Annotated in this window: 14 protein-coding genes and 1 pseudogene; 3 read left to right on the forward strand and 12 right to left on the reverse strand. The window is 70.1% G+C overall.

Annotated elements, in window-relative coordinates; genetic code table 11:
* Window positions 1-424 precede the first annotated feature (424 nt).
* From QC826_RS31660 to QC826_RS15240, 3 genes are all read left to right on the forward strand, one after another.
* On the forward strand, window positions 425-937 hold the full coding sequence (locus QC826_RS31660; protein ID WP_409567885.1) for an ATP-binding cassette domain-containing protein: 513 nt from the start codon (window positions 425-427) through the stop codon (window positions 935-937).
* Window positions 938-1,050: 113 nt separating this feature from the next.
* Window positions 1,051-1,761 (forward strand): GntR family transcriptional regulator, encoded by a 711-nt coding sequence (locus QC826_RS15235; RefSeq protein WP_093390075.1) that lies wholly within the window; start codon window positions 1,051-1,053, stop codon window positions 1,759-1,761.
* 259 nt (window positions 1,762-2,020) lie between these two features.
* Window positions 2,021-3,031 carry an IS110 family transposase gene (locus QC826_RS15240; protein ID WP_279763670.1) on the forward strand — a complete coding sequence of 337 codons (1,011 nt, stop codon included), beginning with the start codon at window positions 2,021-2,023 and terminating at the stop codon, window positions 3,029-3,031.
* Between the two features lie 31 nt (window positions 3,032-3,062).
* Here QC826_RS15240 and QC826_RS15245 read toward each other — a convergent pair whose 3' ends face one another.
* From QC826_RS15245 to tssA, 12 genes and pseudogenes are all read right to left on the reverse strand, one after another.
* Window positions 3,063-4,082 (reverse strand): DUF4157 domain-containing protein, encoded by a 1,020-nt coding sequence (locus tag QC826_RS15245; RefSeq protein WP_279766337.1) that lies wholly within the window; start codon window positions 4,080-4,082, stop codon window positions 3,063-3,065.
* Window position 4,083: 1 nt separating this feature from the next.
* Complete coding sequence (locus QC826_RS15250) at window positions 4,084-4,326, reverse strand: hypothetical protein (protein WP_279766338.1); 243 nt, start codon at window positions 4,324-4,326, stop codon at window positions 4,084-4,086.
* 10 nt (window positions 4,327-4,336) lie between these two features.
* Window positions 4,337-4,849 carry a toxin-antitoxin system YwqK family antitoxin gene (locus tag QC826_RS15255; RefSeq protein ID WP_279766339.1) on the reverse strand — a complete coding sequence of 171 codons (513 nt, stop codon included), beginning with the start codon at window positions 4,847-4,849 and terminating at the stop codon, window positions 4,337-4,339.
* Window positions 4,850-5,016: 167 nt separating this feature from the next.
* Window positions 5,017-6,969 carry a type VI secretion system tip protein VgrG gene (tssI, locus tag QC826_RS15260; RefSeq protein WP_279766340.1) on the reverse strand — a complete coding sequence of 651 codons (1,953 nt, stop codon included), beginning with the start codon at window positions 6,967-6,969 and terminating at the stop codon, window positions 5,017-5,019.
* Window positions 6,966-8,267, reverse strand: a complete 1,302-nt coding sequence (locus QC826_RS15265; RefSeq protein ID WP_279766341.1) for a type VI secretion system baseplate subunit TssG — start codon at window positions 8,265-8,267, stop codon at window positions 6,966-6,968. Before QC826_RS15265 ends, tssI begins: the two co-directional genes overlap by 4 nt.
* Entirely contained in the window at window positions 8,240-10,171 is a 1,932-nt protein-coding gene (gene tssF, locus QC826_RS15270) for a type VI secretion system baseplate subunit TssF (protein ID WP_279766342.1), read from the reverse strand. Before tssF ends, QC826_RS15265 begins: the two co-directional genes overlap by 28 nt.
* Window positions 10,168-10,650 carry a type VI secretion system baseplate subunit TssE gene (tssE, locus tag QC826_RS15275; RefSeq protein WP_093390715.1) on the reverse strand — a complete coding sequence of 161 codons (483 nt, stop codon included), beginning with the start codon at window positions 10,648-10,650 and terminating at the stop codon, window positions 10,168-10,170. Before tssE ends, tssF begins: the two co-directional genes overlap by 4 nt.
* Before the next feature lie 3 nt (window positions 10,651-10,653).
* On the reverse strand, window positions 10,654-11,136 hold the full coding sequence (locus QC826_RS15280; protein WP_093390716.1) for an Hcp family type VI secretion system effector: 483 nt from the start codon (window positions 11,134-11,136) through the stop codon (window positions 10,654-10,656).
* A gap of 70 nt (window positions 11,137-11,206) precedes the next feature.
* Window positions 11,207-12,763: pseudogene (gene tssC / locus QC826_RS15290) on the reverse strand (type VI secretion system contractile sheath large subunit).
* A 78-nt stretch (window positions 12,764-12,841) separates the two neighbouring features.
* The gene (tssB, locus tag QC826_RS15295; RefSeq protein WP_279761354.1) at window positions 12,842-13,504 is read right to left on the reverse strand and encodes a type VI secretion system contractile sheath small subunit; all 663 of its coding nucleotides are present in this window, start codon (window positions 13,502-13,504) and stop codon (window positions 12,842-12,844) included.
* Window positions 13,505-13,639: 135 nt separating this feature from the next.
* Window positions 13,640-13,948 carry a hypothetical protein gene (locus QC826_RS15300; protein ID WP_279761356.1) on the reverse strand — a complete coding sequence of 103 codons (309 nt, stop codon included), beginning with the start codon at window positions 13,946-13,948 and terminating at the stop codon, window positions 13,640-13,642.
* 216 nt (window positions 13,949-14,164) lie between these two features.
* On the reverse strand, window positions 14,165-15,067 hold the full coding sequence (gene tssA, locus QC826_RS15305) for a type VI secretion system protein TssA (protein ID WP_279761357.1): 903 nt from the start codon (window positions 15,065-15,067) through the stop codon (window positions 14,165-14,167).
* Window positions 15,068-15,076 lie beyond the last annotated feature (9 nt).

Consider the following 15,076-nt stretch of genomic DNA (forward strand, 5'->3'; position numbering starts at 1 on the left):
GACGACTACGCCGAACAGAAGGAACTCCAGGACAAGGCCGTCGAGCGGCAGTACGAGGACGCCAAGCAAGACTGCAAGAAAGCCCAGCGCGCCGCGCAGCAGGCGCTGGAGGCCTTCGACAAGAAGAGCTCGGTCGGCCGCAAGCTGTTTCTCGACGGCAAAATCGACCGCATCTCGGCCAACGGCAAGCGCGGCCGCGCCGAAAAAACCTTCGGCCGCATGAGCAATCTGGAGGAGCGCATGCTGGCCTCGGCCGGCAGCCGGCTCGACAGCGCCAAGCAACTGCGCGAGGTCAAGGAGGCGATCCATGTCGCCCTGCCCAAGACTTCTGTGCCGAACGGCAAGGTCGTGCTGGCTGTCGAGGCCCCTCGGCTACCGCCATCCGGGCGCCGGGCGCGCCTTGTTCGACGGGCTGGACTTGACGATGGTCGGGCCGGAGCGGGTCGCCCTGGTCGGCCGCAACGGCGTCGGCAAGAGCACCCTGCTCAAGCTCATCTGCGCCGAGCTGGCGCCGACGCGGGGCACGGCGACGATAGGCGTGGCGCGATGGAGCTATCTGAGCCAGGACATCGGCATGCTGCGGCCGGAACAGAGCGTGCTGGAGAACTTCCAGCGCATCAACGCCGACCTGTCGCACCACGACTGCCACCACGCCCTGGCGCAATTCAAGTTCCGCAACAAGGACGCGCAAAAGCTGGCCGGCCAGCTCAGCGGCGGCGAACGGATACGCGCCGGCCTGGCCTGCGTGCTACTGTCGAGCACGCCGCCGCAGTTGCTGCTGCTCGACGAGCCGACCAACCACCTGGACCTGGTCAGCCTGGTGGCGCTGGAGGACATCCTCAATCAATACGAGGGCGCGCTGCTGCTGGTGTCGCACGACGCCACCTTCCTCGATCGGGTCAAAGTGGGACGGCAGGTAGAGTTGGCGGCGGCATAGGCAAGCCGGCCTTGCCGGGGTATCATTGCGCCATCCGCTTGCGCAGGCATTTCGATACGAAAATGCACGAATCCGGACGGCCAACCATTCCAGGGATAATCATTTCACCACCTATGAGCAAGCCAATCGCAGCGACGCCGGAACGCGGCAACGGCGGCGACAGCTCGAACGAGATCGCCAACAGCATCGCCGAGGCCATCGCCGCCCGGCAACTGCCGCCCGGCACCAAACTGCGCGAAGAGGCGCTGGGCCGCTTGTACTCGGTCAGCCGCACCAAGATCCGCGCCGCCCTGTTGATCTTGTCGAAGGACAAGCTGATCCAGATCGTGCCGGACAAGGGCGCCTTCGTCAGCCAGCCCAGCGAGACGGAGTCGCGCGAGATCTTCGCCGCGCGCCGCATCATCGAAGCGGCCTTGGCGCGCGAATTCGTCGCCAAGGCGCGGCCGGCCGACTACAAGGCGCTGGAGAAGCACTTGAAGGCCGAGCGCGCCGCGCTGGCCCAGGTCAACACCAAGGTGCGCTCGCAGCTGCTGGGCGATTTCCACGTCATGCTCGCCGAGGTGGTCGGCAACCACGTGTTGAAGGAGATCGTGCACGAGCTGGTCGGCCGCAGCTCGCTGATCACCATGCTGTACCAATCCGACCGCGACGCCGTCTGCTCGTCCGACGAGCACGCCGCCTTCCTCGAGGCCGCCAAGGCCGGCGACGCCGACAAGGCCGCCAGCCTGATGCTGCACCACCTCAGCCACGTCGAAGGCGCGCTGCGCTTCGACGGCAGCGTCAGCGAAGGCAAGCGCGACCTCGTCACCGCCCTGCTGATGTAAAGAAGCAACCGGGGTCAGTGCCGACATTCGGACATTCAGCGCATGAATGTCCGAATGTCGGCACTCGTATATTGAACGTACCGCAACGGCGTTGGATAATGATGGCGTTGAAGCGGCCGGGCGAAGTGACATTGATCGGCACGAGTGCCATTGAGCACGTGGGTCAGATAGGTGCCTTCGCCCGTTTCATTTTACAAGTCCGAACGGTATCTTGGGCCATCGCCATGGCGCGTAAGCCCGCATACGAGAGAGGTCAAAAATGGATACGGTACACGCTGTTGTAGGCATTGATGTGAGTAAGAAGAAGCTCGACGTGGCGTTGCTGGTCAACGGCAAGACGAAGTCGAAGGTGGTCGACAACTCCGCTTCGGGACATCGGGCTTTGTTGGAATGGTTGGGCAAGTCGAAGGCTCCGATGGCCGAGCTGCACGTTTGCATGGAGGCGACCGGCGTCTACTACGAGCCGGTGGCGCTGGCCCTGCACGCGGCCGGTTTGCGTGTCAGCGTGGTCAATCCGGCGTGCATCAAGGGGTTCGGGTACAGCGAGAATATCCGCAACAAAAACGACGCGGTCGACGCCGGGCTCATCGCCCGATACTGCGTCGCGATGGCTCCGGCGCCCTGGACGCCGCCACCGATCGAGCAGCGCCAGTTGCGCGCCTGGTCGATGCGCGTGCAGGCCCTGAAGGACATCCGCCAACAGGAGGAGAACCGGCTCGAGGCCCACACCGTCACGGGAATGGACGAGGTGGCCGAGCATGTGAGGGGGCACATCGCCTGGCTGAGCGCCGAGATCGCGAAGCTGGAGGACGAGATCGACGACCATATCGACCGCCACCCCGGCCTCAAGCACGACGCCGACCTCATCGCCAGCATCCCCGGTGTCGGTGCGACCACGGTGGCGAGGATTCTAGGCCACCTGGGCGACATTCGGCGCTTCGAGAGCGCGAAGGCGTTCGCGGCGTTTCTTGGCGTGACGCCGAAGCAGCGCAGTTCGGGAACCTCGGTGCGAGGGCGAACCATGATCAGCAGAACGGGCAGTACCGCGCTGCGCGCGGCACTCTACATGCCCAGCCTGGTCGCGCGCCGACACAACCCGATACTAGCCCAATTTGCCGAGCGACTGCTGGCAACCGGCATGGCGAAGAAGGCCGTGATCGGCGCGGTCATGCACAAGCTGACGCACCTCATCTACGGGGTCATCCACACCGGCAAACCCTTCGACGCAAACTATCTATCGAAAGGGCTTGCAAATCAAGACGGTATCTGACCCCGGTGGTGCGCTGGGGCAAATGGCGGCGTCAGATCTTGCGGTAGAAGTCGCCCGGCGCCTGCCGGCCGGCCGGCGCGCCGGGCACGTTGGCGGCGCGCAGCACGTCGCTGGCGAAGGTGGTGCACTGGCGCGATTGCGCGCTGAAGCTGTAGTGGCGCGTGCGGTACTCGTCGATCTTGGCCAGCGCGGCCTTGGCCTGGGCCGGGCTGAGCGCATAGCTGCGCGTCTTCACACCCGGCTTGGCAAAGGCCTGGTCGTCGCGGTGCACCACGCCGGGCACGCCGGCGCGCAGCTTGCCCAAATCCTTGCGCGGGTCGTAGCGGCTGTAGTTCTCGGGCGAGAAGCCCCAGGTCTGGCGGCCGCCGGCCGGTCCCTGCAAGGAGACGAAGGCGTGCCCCGCCAAGTCGGGCGGCGCGCCGGCGCCGGCCGCGCCCTGGTGCATATAGGCGCCGACCACCAGCCGATGCCCGGCCTGGCGCGCCTGCAGCGCCACCGCCTGCTGGGCGCGCTGCGGCAGACCGGGCGGCGCCAGCTTGGCCTGCACGTGGGCCGGCCGGAACGCCGCCGCGCGGCTGCCCATGCGGTCGGCCTCGGCCTCCAGGGCGTGGTCGTTGACCACCACCGTGCCGCCGCCCTGCGGCGCGCGCACCCGGCCGGCGCGCTGCTGCAGCACGTGGGTCAGCTCGTGGCCGAGCAGCTGCTGGCCGCGCGCGGTGTCCGGCGAGTATTGGCCCGGCGCGAAGTAGATGCTCGAGCCCATGGTGAAGGCGTGCGCGCCGATCGACTGGGCCTGCGGCCCCTGGTAGATGCGCACGTCGGAAAAGTCGGCCTTGAAGAAGGCCTCCATCTTGCGCTGCACCGACTCCGGCAGGGCGCGGCCGACGGCGCCGGCCAGCTGCAACTGGCCGGCGGCGAGCGGGATGATGTTGGCGTCGGCGCGACGCTGCACGGCGCCGGGCCGCCCGCCGCGACCGGGCACAGGTACAGGCACAGGCACGATGCCGTGGACGAAATGCGCTTGAATCAGCATACCCCTGGAACTGGCCATGTCACTCTCCTTCGTTGAGCGCGATGCCGGCGCCCTTGATCTTGCCCGACGCCTGGGCCTGCGGCGCCGGCGCCGGCGATGTAGCGGCCGACGCCGGCAAGGCGTGCGGCCGCGCCGTTGCCGCCTGCTGGCCGCGATACTGCCCCAGCACCAGTCCGATGGCGAAGCACAGCGCCAACAGCAGCAACTGGGCCACGCCCAGCCAGACCAGCATGCGCTGGTTGAATGAAAATCGATATTCCATTTTTCCGCTCCTAGCCTTCGATCAAGCGCGCCAGCAGCGAACGGCGCGGCGCATCGCCGCCCGCCGCCGCGCCGACAGGCTCGCCCTGTTCGTTGTAGAGGACCGGCTCGCCGTCCGGCTTGCCGTCCTTGAAATGGACCACCTCCTGGCGCGCGCCGTTTAGGTGGAAGCGCGTCTGCGCGCCGTGGCGCTTGCCGTTGACGAACAGCGTCGACATCAGCAGCTGGCCGGCCGGGCTGTAGTCGCGCTGCTCGCCGTGCGCCAGGCCGTTGGCGAACTGCGCGCTGCGCGCCAGGGCGCCGTCGGGATAGTAGTAGCTGGCGGCGCCGTGCTGGCGGCCGGCGACATACTGCACCTTGCTGCTGAGTTGTTCGGCCTCGTCGTAGGTGCAGCTCAGGCCCTCGCGCAGGCCGTCGCAATACTGGATCTCGGCCAGCAGGCGGCCGTCGCCGAACAACTGGTCTGCCGTGCTGCAGGCCGCGCCGGTACAGCGCCCGCTGGCTGGGCCGCTGCGACTCGTCATACAGCAGCAGCACGCCGTCCAGCAGGCCACCGGCAAAATGGGCGCGGCAGCTCAGCGCGCCCTGCGGCGTGTGGCTGTCCACCTGGCCGTTGAGCGGACCGGAGACGGGGGCGGGAGCGAACGGCGTGATGCCGGCCGGGCTCGATGGCGGGGGCGCGGTGCTCATGTCAGTTGATCTTGACGATCCCTCCCTTCAAGGTCAGCATGCCGCCGCCGTCCACCGTCTGCGAGGCGGAGCCCTTGTTGGTGAGCGAGACGCCGGCCTCGTTGAGCATCGTCGTGCCGGCCTTGTTCTCCAGCGAGGTGCCGGCCTTGTTGGCGAAACTGGTGCCGGCCTCGTTGGCGAAGCTGGTCCCGGCCTTGTTGGTGAAGCCGCTGCCGGCCTCGTTGGCGAAGGTGCTGCCGGCCTTGTTGCTGAGCGAAGTGCCGGCCTCGCAGCTGAAGCTGCCGTCGGCCTTGATGCTGATGTTCCCGGCAACCGTGATGGTCAAATTGCCGTCGACCTTCAACTCGTAGTTGCCGGTCACCTTGTGCGTGTAGTTGGCCTGGTTGACGTGGTTCTCGTCGCCCTTGACGTTGACGCTGCGCTCGCCCTTCTCCACCGCCAGGCTGTCCTTGCCCTCCACCACGCGGGTGCTGCGGTCGTTCTCGACCACCGTGTTCATGTCCTTCTGCGCGTGCAGGAACAACTCCTCGGCGTCGAGCTTGTCCTCGAAGCGCAGCTCGTTGCCGGCCGAGCCGTCCTTGCTGGAGCGGCTGCGCACGGTGCTGCGCGTCTGGTTGGCCGGCAGCGGCTCGGGCACGGTCTGCTCGGCGTTGTAGACGGCGCCGGTGACCAGCGGCCGGTCCGGGTCGCCGTCGAGGAAGCTGACGATCACCTCCTGGCCCATGCGCGGCAGGAAGAAGCTGCCCCAGCCCTTGCCGGCCCAGCTCTGCGCCACGCGGATCCAGCAGGAGCTGTTCTCGTCCTTCTTGCCGCGCTGGTCCCAGTGGAACTGCACCTTGATGCGGCCGTAGCTGTCGGTCCAGATCTCCTCGCCGGCCTTGCCGACCACGGTGGCGGTCTGCGTGCCGAGGATGCGCGCGCGCGGCGTGCGCAGCGGCGAGCGGAACGGCAGGGTCTTCGGGAAGGCGTCGAAGCTGTTGCTGTAGCTGTCGTGGTTCAGGTTGTGCAGCACGCGCTGCAGCACGTAGTCGGTGTTCAGGTCGGCGCGATAGTGGCCGGCCAGCGTGAAGGCGTGGCCGGCGGTGAAGGCGCGGCAGCTGCTGTCGCCACGGATCGCCTGGCGGCCCTGCGCCAGCGCCTGCATGCGCAGCTTGGCCAGCGCCGTGCCGTCGGCCGCCACGGTGTAACCGCCGGGGTAGTCGTAGACGCGCATGCGGCCGCCCTTGCCCTCGGCGTCGGCGCTGACCGAGGCGGCCGGCGTTTCGAAGTTGAAGTCGCCGCTGGCGAACTTGGCCGGCACGGCGCGCTGCTCGGCCTCGCAGCGGAACACCAGGTCGAAGGCGTCGCGGCTGATGCCGGTGTCCTGGTAGCGCACGCTGTCCAGGCCGGCGCAGGCCGGGTACTCCTGGCCGCCGTCGAGCAGCACCAGCGTGTGGCTGCCGGCGGCGTGCTCGAAGTAGTAGTAGATGCCCTCCTCCTCCATCAGCCGCGAGACGAAGTCGAAGGCGCTTTCGTTGTACTGCACGCAGTAGTCGCGCTTGCTGTGGCTGCCGGTGGTGCCGTCGCGGTAGTCGGTGAAACCGAGTTCGCCGAACAGCGCCAGGATGATCTCCACGGCGCTCTGCTGCTGGAAGATGCGGGCGTCGAACTCCAGCGTCAGCCACCACAACCAGGGCCGCAGCTCGGCGCGGTAGCTGGCGCCGCCGGGCGTGCCGCCGGCCTGCACGAAACGGGTGACCACGCCGCTGAAGTGGCGCAGCGCGCCGTCGGCCAACGTCACGCTGGCGGTGGCGTTCTGGCCGACCACGCTGGAGAAGTCGATCGCCGCGTCGGCCGAGGACAGCTCCAGGTGGTAGACGAACAGCTCGCCCATGGCCTCCTCGCCGTGCAGGCTTTGCAGATTCAGCGTGCCGCCGGGACCGCTGAAGCCGAGGGCCAGGCCTTCGGCGCTCACGGCGCGCCCCGCTCGGCGGCCCAGCGCGGCAGCGCGAAGCTGGCGCGGTGCAGCGGCGGCGACACCGGCGCTGCGGCCCGGCGCTCGCGCAGCCAGGTGGTCCAGCCCAGCTGGCCGCTGTTCAGTTTCGCGGCGCGGTCGAGCTCGGCGTCGCTGGCCGCCAGCACCAGCGTGATCTCGACGTCGAGGTCTTGGCGCAGGTAGAAGCGCACCAGGAAGGTCAGCACGTCGTGCGCCGCGCCGCCCGGCAGGAAGGAGCGGAAGCGGTCCAGCGGCATCGGGCCGAGGGCCAGGCCGATGGCGCCGTCCGGCTCCCAGGCGCGGGCGCCGAGCACCGTGTCCATGCCCAGCGCGCGGTTGCGGCCGTGGTGCGGCCCGAGGGCGCTCTGGAAGCGCGGTTCGATGGCGAGCCAGCGGCCACGGTGCTCGCTGCCCTCGACCGGCACGGCGAAGGCGTCCGACAACATGGCCAGCAGGCCGGCCATCGAGCGGCTTTGGCAGGCCAGCAGGCCGGCGTAGCGCAGCAGAATCCGGCTCGACACCGGCTCGGCGTTGGCGGCGGCCTTGGCAGCGGGGTTGGCGGCGGCGTTGGCCGCCGGGCCGCTTTCCATGCTGTTTTCCGTGCCACTTGCCGAGCCGTTTTCCATGGCGCCTGGCGAGCCGCCTGCCGCGCCGCTTGAGAGCGATGCCGCCGCGCCCGTGATGACGCTCGCCGAGGCGCCTGCCGCCAGCGGCGCCAGGCCGGGCCGGCGCAGCCACGGCCGGTTCAGTCCCTCGCCGAAGCCGATCAGGCGGAACAGCATGCGCTCGAGCGGCGCCTCGCCGGAGGCGCCCAGCGCCAGCCGGTGCTTCTTGCGCGCCCGGTAGAAGAACGACAGCAGGCGGTGGTTGAAGATGTCGAGGAAATCGCGGGCGTCGTCGTCCGGGCCGTGGCGCGGCGGCGCGTCGATGCCGGCCACGCCGCCGTCGGCGCGGGCGCACTGCTGCACCAGCTCCGTGTAGGGCGCCGGCAGCGGGCCGTCGGCGCCGGCCAGGCCCATGAAGGCCACCTCCAGCACGGTGCGCTCGTAGGCGTCCGGGCCGTGCGCGCGCACCAGGTCGGCCACCGGGAACTCGAAGCCGATGCTGGAGCGGAAGGCCACCGCCTCGCGCAGCGGCTCGCTGCCGCTGCCCAGCGCCACCGTCTCCGGGCGCGCCTCCTCCAGCAGGTGCACCGCCTGGAAGAAGTCGAAGTCGGCCGGCTGGCGCAGCAGCTGCGCCGCCGGGCCGCTCAGCAGGCGGCGGTCGCGGGGGGCCATTCTTTGACTTTCTGTTCGCCGTGCATGGCGGTGACGCAGGCGAAGGAGTTGATCGGGGTGTACAGGCAGAAGAAGCGTTGCAGCACCGCCGCCAACATCAGCGGCGTGCCGTCGCCGTGGTTGCCGTCGGCCAGGTCGAGGACCACCTCGAAGCCACGGCGGAAGCCCGGCGCCGGTCCGCCGCGCACCGGCCGCACGGCCGGCCGGCACTGCACCCGCTTGAGCGCGCGGATGTGCCGCGCGCCGCCGGGCGCGCCGACGCTGGCGCACAGCTCGAGCAGTTGGCGCAGGGTGGCCAGGCTGGCCGCCTCCGGCTCGACCGACAGCCGCTCCAGGGTCAGCTGGTTCAGGTTGAGCAGCGAGACCAGGCGCCACAGCTGGCCGCCGTCGAGCGGCGGGCTTTGCTGCCGGCTCGGCTGGTACAGGCAGCGCACCGGCAGCACGCCGGCCGCCGGCGCGGCGAGGAAGGTGGCGCCGCCGGGCGGATCGGGGCGGATCTGCGCCGCCAGGTCGCGGTTGGTGCACAGCGTGCGCGCCGCCACCAGCGGCGCGGCGGGCAGGCCGGGCCGGTGGTCCAGCTCGGCGAAGGACAGCTGGATGTCGGTGCCGCCCATGCCGGGCGCGCCGGCCGGCACGCGGCGCGCCATCCACAGCGCGGTGTTGGCGGCCACGCCGGCCGCCCCCGCCACGGCGAGCTCGTCGGGGCGGGCCTGGCCGAAGCCGTAGTACGGCGCCAGCGCCATGGCCGGCTGGCCGTCGGCGTAGCTGGCCTCGACGGCCAGGATGGTGTGGATCTCGGTGCTGGTCTCGCGCCGCGCGTCCGGGCTGAGGCGGTATTCGACGCTGCGCCGGTCCAGCCGCAGCGTCTCGCTGGTGCGCGGGAACAGGTTGATGGCCGGCGTGCAGCCGAGCAGGAAGTCGCCTGCCGCCACGCGCAGACCGGACGGCGCCAGGCCCTCCAACAGAAACAGCAGGTCGACGCTGGTGCAGGCCAGCGGCGCGATGCTGGCGCTGAGCGCCTTCAGCCGCGCCGCCATCCCGTCCGCCTCGAAGAACAGGAACTTGCGCGGGAAGGCGAAGAACTCCTGCAGCAGGCGGTAGGCCGGGTGGGCCTGGCCGGCGGCCGGCAGCACGGCGTCGGCGGCGTCGAAGCCGACCTCGCGCCAGGCCAGGGGCGCGCCGGCGGCCAGGCCGTCGGCGCAGTCGCCGTCCGGCGCCACCATCAGCAGCTCGGCCACCTGGCACAACAGCAGCTCGTACAAGGGACCGGCGCGGTCCCAGTCGCCGTGCAAATGGAAGCGCAGGCGCTCCGGCGCGATGGCGCCCTCGCCCGCGCCGAAGCTGGTGCCGGCGCCGCAGCGCAGGCGTAGGCGCAGCACGCTGGCCACCCCGGGCCGGTCGGCCAGGCCGCGGTGCAGGTGCGGCGCCTCCAGCCCGGCGTACTCCACCTGCAGCGGCCACACCGTCAGCGGATAGCAGGTGCGGAACTGGCAGCTGACCTCCTCGCCGCCGCCCTGGGCGCGCCGCGCCGCCGCGTGCAGCGGCGTGCCGGCCTCGATCAGGCGGCCGGCGGCGGCCAGGCCCTGCTTGTGGTCCGGCGCCAGCTGGACGATGGTCATCGACGGCAGCGGCGCCGTCACGTTGGGCAGCAGGGCCTCGAGCAGGGCGTTGGCGATCTCGGGGAACTCGCTGTCGAGCTCGCGCCGCACCCGTCCGCTGAGGAAGGCGAAGCCCTCCAGCAGGCGTTCGACGTGCGGGTCGGGCGACTCGTGGCCGCCCAGCTCCAGCCGCGCCGCCGCGTGCGGATGGCGCCGCGCGAATTCGGCGCCGGCGTGGCGCAGGTAGTCCAGCTCGCGCTGGTAGTAGTCGAGCAGTTCGTCGCCGCCCCGGCCGCCGCCGCTCATGGCGCCCCCCCGCCCTCGGCCAGCGCCGCCACCTGGAAGGCGACCGGTTCGAGCCGGCCCTCCAGCAGCACCTTGGCGCGGATCGCCACGTCGAGCGCGTGCCGGCTGTGGCCCGGCAGCGCCAGCTCCACCTCCACCTCGCGCAGGCGCGGCTCGAAGGCCTGCACGGTGGACTGCACCAGCGCGGTCAGCTTGCGCCGGTCGTCCAGGCTGCCGGTGTAGTAGGCCGAATAGTCGGGCAGGCCGTAGTCGAGCACCGTGCGCTGGCGCCCGGCCAGCTGCGCCAGCGAGGCGGCGCAGCGGGTGTTGAGCAGGCGCGCCAGCTCGGCGCCGATGGAGCGCTCCAGCGCCGACAGCGCCAGCTCCTGGCCGTCGCGGCGCGCCGCGCGCCACGGCAGGAAGCCCGCCTCGGCGGCGCTGCCGCCGAAGCGTTCGAACAGCGGCGCGCGGGCGCCGTGCATCAGGTCCAGGTGGGCCATGCGCTAGCCCGCGTTGTTGGTCTTCATGTCCCACTTGCCGCCGGCGTTGCCCTCTTTCGTCGAGTCGGGCTTTTGCGCCGTGTAGTCCCACTGGATGGCGGTGAAGTTCAGGGTCAAGGTCTCGGCCGGCTTGTCGCCGCCGGACGAGGCCGCGCTGACGCTGGAGATCATCGCGTCCTTCAGCGTGTAGACCATCATCGGCATCACCAGCCCGCTCTCGTTGCGGCCGATGGTGACCTTGCAGTCGCCGATCTTGCGGCCCTCGCAGCAGGCCTGGTTGAGCACCGGCGAGGACTTGTCCATGTACTTCGACAGCGTGAAGTCCTGCACGTTCGGCTTGCCCGAGGTGCGCTCCTTGTTGCTGACGTCGCTGGTCATCTGCATCGCCACCGCGTGACTGAAGGACAGGCACTCGATCTTGCTCACATAGTCTTTCAACAGGCATTCGCCATCGACGCCCGGCATTTCCAAAATAATCACATCCACGTCAGTTCTCCCCAAGTTTGAATGTCGGACGCGGCGGCGCCGCGCCCGGCCTGGTCAATCGACGACCGCGCTAGCCGCCCACCGGCGCCGGCAGCGAGGCCACCATGCGGATCGAGGCGGTCAGCTCCTCGAGCTGGAAGTGCGGCCGCAGGAACACCGTCGCCTTGTACACGCCGGGCTTGGCCGGGTCCCTCGGTGACGTCGATGCGCGCCTCGCGCAGCGGGAACTGCGCCTTCAGCGACTGCGAGGCGTTGTCGTTGACCAGCACGTAGTCGGCGATCCAGTTGTTGAGGAAGGTCTCGACGTTGTCGCGCGAGGCGAAGCTGCCGATCTTGTCGCGCATGATCACCTTGATGTAGTGGGCGAAGCGCGAGGCCGCCAGCATGCACGGCAGCTTCGACGACAGCGCGGCGTTGGCGTTGGCCAGCGCCAGGTTGTAGCTGATCGGCTTGTTGACGGTCTGGCCGCCGAAGAAGGCGGCGACGTTCTCGTTCTTCTTGTGCACCACGGCGATGAAGCCCAGGTCGTTGAGCTCCTTCTCGCGGCGGTCGGTGATGGTCACCTCGGTCGGACATTTCATCACCAGGTCGCCCTCGCCGGTGTTGAAGGTGTGCACCGGCACCCCTCCACCGCGCCGCCGCCCTCGACGCCGCGGATCGCCGCCGACCAGCCGTAGCGGGCGAAGGCGGCGGTGACGCGCTGCGCCAGCAGGTAGGCCGAATTGCCCCACAGGTAGGCGTCGTGCCGCTTGGTCTGGTCCGGGTCGCTCGGCGCCACCGCCTCGCCGTCGTCGTCGACGCGCCAGTTGAAGGCGCCGAACTCCTCGAAGGTGAACTGGGTCACCTTGCGGGTTTTTTCGCCGTAGGGCAGGCGCAGCAGGTAGCGCGGCAGGGTCAGCGCGACGTAGCGCGAGTCCTCGCTGTTGCGGAAGGCGCGCCATTCGGCCGCGTCGACCGCCTCGAAGGTCTTCGACAGGTCGCGCGGCTTGCCCAGGTCGGTGAAGCTGGCCAGGTCGAACAGCGCCGGGTCGGCCGCCGCGATCAGCGGCGCGTGGGCCATCGCCGCCACCCGCGCCAGCTCCTTCACCAGGATCATGTCGGACGGGTTGCGGCCGATGCTCAGGTCGGCCACCAGCATGCTGTAGGGCGCGCCGCCGTAGGTGCCGTACTCCTCCTCGTAGATCTTCTTGAACAACTGGCTCTGGTCGACGTCGACCGCCTTGGTCAGGTCGTCGAACAGGTCGCCCTTGTTGGTGTTGAGCAGGCGCAGCTTGAGCCGCTCGCCCGTCTCGCTGTTCTTGACCAGGCCGTGCAGGCCGCGCCAGGTGCTCTCGAGCCGTTGGAACTCGGGCGCGTGCATCAACTCGTTGAGGCCGCGGGTGAGCTCCTCGTCGAGCCTGGCGACGGCGTCGCCCAGCGCCTTCAGGATGCCCTTCTTCTCGTCGGCCTTGATCTTGTTGGCCGCCGCCTGCTGGGCGAATTCGCGCAGCATGTGGGCGGCGGCGTCCATCGCCTCGCTGTTGTTCGGGTCCAGCACCATCTTGCTGTCCTTGATGATCTTGTCCAGCACGGCCTTGCTGGCCGCGCTGATGGTGCCGGTCTTGTTGTCTACCACTTCGTCTGCCATCTCAATTCTCCTCGCGGACGCCACGGCGTCCTGTATGTGCGGTGGGGGCTGCCGGCTTAGCCGAGCAGCGTCCGTTGTTCATCGCTCAGGGCGGCCTTCTGCGCCTCGGTCAGGGCGGCCTTCTGCTCCGCGCTGAGCGCCTTGAGCTGCTCGTCGCTGGCGGCCTTCGAGGGCCTCCGGCGCCAGCGCGGCCAGCGCCTCCGGCGTCAGGCCGGCGGGATCTGTCGCGCCGCCCGCGGCATCCTTGTCGCCCGGCTTGGCCGCCTCGACCCAGCCGCCGAACTGGCCGGACGTCTTGTCCAGTTCGGAGGTCAGGGCGTCGTGCAGGTCGCGGTTGCCGTCGATCTTGGCCATCAGGTCGCGCAGGCGCTGGCGTTGGCCGTACAGCTCCTTGAGGCCGTCGACGTGCTCGACCAGGTAACCGGGCTCGAAGTGGTCGAGTTTGGTGAAGGCGATCTTGCCGGTGGCGATGCCGGGGCGGGTCTTGAACTCGCCAAAGACCAGCTCCGGCTGCACCTTCTCCATCACGCCGTCGAAGTTGTCGCGGTCGATTTCGATGAAGCGCTGATCGGCCAGCTTGCGCACCAGGCTGTCGTCGCGCCCCTCCAGGTTGGCCAATATGCCGACCACCAGCGGCAATTCGCGCTTCTTCAGCGCGCCGCCGGTCTCGACCTCGTAGCAGATCTGCACGCGCGGCGGGCGGTTCCGTTCTAACCACTTTTGACTGCTTTCGCTAGACATCGCAAACTCCTTTTAGACAGGTGGACAGGAGCGTCGGAACAGGCGCCGGCGCCGGATACGAAGGCACAACAGGTACGCAAACCAAACCAGTACGACAACAGCACCAACCACAAACGGCCGCCGGCGGCGCCGCCCTCACTTGCCCCGCGCCGGCGCCGGCCGGGCGCCGCGCCGCACCACGTCGTCCCAGCTGCGGAACAGCGCCATCGGCAAACCGGCCTGCGGCGCGTGCTGCGGGTCGGGCCGGTAGTGGCCCGAGGCGTTGCTCCACCAGCGCAGCGCGCCGCTCTCGAAATACGCCTCGCCGGCGTAGCGCACCGGCTCGCCCTGCGCCAAGGCCGGATGGCGCAGGCGCGGATGCAGCAAGGTCTCGCCGCCCTGCGTGCGCACGAAGACGTAGCGCGCGTTGGGCACATACAGGCCGCGCCCTCCGCTGCCGCGCATGCCGTAGCTGCCGTACCACTCGTGCAGCGAAAAAGCCTGCTCCCGCGCGTTCGGGTCCAGCCCGACCGGCCGCAGGTTCGGATACAGGCGCTGCTGCTGCGGCCGCGCCGGCCCGGCCGCCCCGCCGCCGGCCCCCGGCCCAGGCCCTGCTGCGGCGCGGCCGGCGCCTCGCGGCGTTGCAGCAGCGCCGACGCCGGCGCGAAAATGCTCGGCGCCCTAGCGTCCATGGGTGCCCAGCAGCCGGTAGATCTGTTTCAAATCGCTCTCGTTGTCCATCAGCTCCTGCAGCAGCTCGGCCAGCGGCATGCCGCCCCAGCCCACCGCGCGCTTGACCAGGTAGGGCACCGGGCTGTGCGGCTCGGTGCGCAGCAGGTAGTCGGCCGCCTCCTCCAGCCGCTGGTAGGCCTCGTCGCGGCTGCGCGGCGCGCCGGCGTTGGCGCGGCCGCGCGCCTGGCGCCGGTCCTCCTCCTGCGCCAACCTGCGCTCCATGCCGTGGCCGCCGTCCTCGCCGGGCCAGGCGGCGTCGTCCTCGTCCGGCTCCGGCGCCGCCTCCCAGGACAGGCCGGCCAGCTCCTGCAAGGCCTGGTAGCACTCGGCCAGGCGGCCCTCGATGGCGGCCAGGCGCGGCGCCTGCGCGGCCAGGCGCGCCGCCAGCGCCTGCGTCAACGCCTCCAGCGCCGCCACCGTGGCCAGCAGCTGCTGTTGCAGCACCTGGTAGAAGTGCGCCGGCGTCATCGCCACCGCCGTGTTGAAGTGCTGCCGGGTCAGCTCCTTGCCGTCGCCCGGCGCCGGCGTGGCGCCGCGCCGCGCGCCGGCCGCCTGGGCGCCCTGGCGTTCGTGGCGCAGCACCAGCGCCCACTCGGCCAGCGTGAACAGGCGCCCGGCCGGCGAGGCGCCGGCGGCGATCTGCACGCCGCCCAGCGCCTGCGCCATGTGGCGGTCGAACCATTCGAGCGCGGCCAGCCGGGCGTCGAGGTCGCCGTCCTCCGCCAGCGGGTACAGGCCGTCCCAGTATTGTTCAAGGCTGGCCTGCAGCAGCCGGGCGCCGTCGACCAGGCACTCCAGGCCGCGCTGGCGCAGCCAGGCCTCGGCCAGCCAGGCGACGATGCGCAGGTCCACTTCACGCTG

Source organism: Rugamonas sp. DEMB1, from assembly GCF_029834475.1.
GTDB classification, from domain to species: domain Bacteria; phylum Pseudomonadota; class Gammaproteobacteria; order Burkholderiales; family Burkholderiaceae_D; genus Rugamonas; species Rugamonas rubra.

Bases quoted from the DNA above. Each gene is read 5' to 3' on its own strand.
- QC826_RS31660 (WP_409567885.1), top strand. From the start codon at position 425: ATGGTCGGGCCGGAGCGGGTCGCCCTGGTCGGCCGCAACGGCGTCGGC.
- QC826_RS15235 (WP_093390075.1), top strand. From the start codon at position 1,051: ATGAGCAAGCCAATCGCAGCGACGCCGGAACGCGGCAACGGCGGCGAC.
- QC826_RS15240 (WP_279763670.1), top strand. From the start codon at position 2,021: ATGGATACGGTACACGCTGTTGTAGGCATTGATGTGAGTAAGAAGAAG.
- QC826_RS15245 (WP_279766337.1), bottom strand. From the start codon at position 4,082: ATGGCCAGTTCCAGGGGTATGCTGATTCAAGCGCATTTCGTCCACGGC.
- QC826_RS15250 (WP_279766338.1), bottom strand. From the start codon at position 4,326: ATGGAATATCGATTTTCATTCAACCAGCGCATGCTGGTCTGGCTGGGC.
- QC826_RS15255 (WP_279766339.1), bottom strand. From the start codon at position 4,849: ATGACGAGTCGCAGCGGCCCAGCCAGCGGGCGCTGTACCGGCGCGGCC.
- QC826_RS15265 (WP_279766341.1), bottom strand. From the start codon at position 8,267: ATGGCCCCCCGCGACCGCCGCCTGCTGAGCGGCCCGGCGGCGCAGCTG.
- tssF (WP_279766342.1), bottom strand. From the start codon at position 10,171: ATGAGCGGCGGCGGCCGGGGCGGCGACGAACTGCTCGACTACTACCAG.
- tssE (WP_093390715.1), bottom strand. From the start codon at position 10,650: ATGGCCCACCTGGACCTGATGCACGGCGCCCGCGCGCCGCTGTTCGAA.
- tssB (WP_279761354.1), bottom strand. From the start codon at position 13,504: ATGTCTAGCGAAAGCAGTCAAAAGTGGTTAGAACGGAACCGCCCGCCG.
- QC826_RS15300 (WP_279761356.1), bottom strand. From the start codon at position 13,948: ATGCGCGGCAGCGGAGGGCGCGGCCTGTATGTGCCCAACGCGCGCTAC.